The organism is Pseudomonas peli (genome assembly GCF_050563605.1).
Lineage (GTDB): Bacteria > Pseudomonadota > Gammaproteobacteria > Pseudomonadales > Pseudomonadaceae > Aquipseudomonas > Aquipseudomonas peli_A.
This window is the reverse complement of the sequence record NZ_JBNXUH010000454.1, coordinates 1-245: the sequence shown is the minus strand read 5'-3', so window position 1 is coordinate 245 and position 245 is coordinate 1. Positions and strand designations below refer to the sequence as shown.

General features: G+C 58.0%; 1 pseudogene. It reads left to right on the top strand.

Going from position 1 to position 245, the window contains the following annotated elements:
* A pseudogene (locus ACQ4LH_RS22220) lies at positions 1 to 245 on the top strand (hypothetical protein); the annotation flags it as partial.

Sequence of the window (245 nt, the reverse complement as noted above, 5' to 3'; positions counted from 1 at the left end):
TCCTTCAACCTGCGCCCGAAACAGGCCAAAGGCGCCACCGGCGTTCGCCCAAAAGCTGTCTCTTATACACAACTGCCGCCGCCGACGCCGCTCCCCCAGTTTCTCTTCTCCACCTCTGACTCTGCCTACCAACACAAAAACAGATATGACGTCTCGTGGGCCGGAGATGTGTATAAGAGACAGTCCTTCAACCTGTGCCCGAAACAGGCCAAAGGCGTCACCGGCGTGCGCACCAAAGTGTCGGA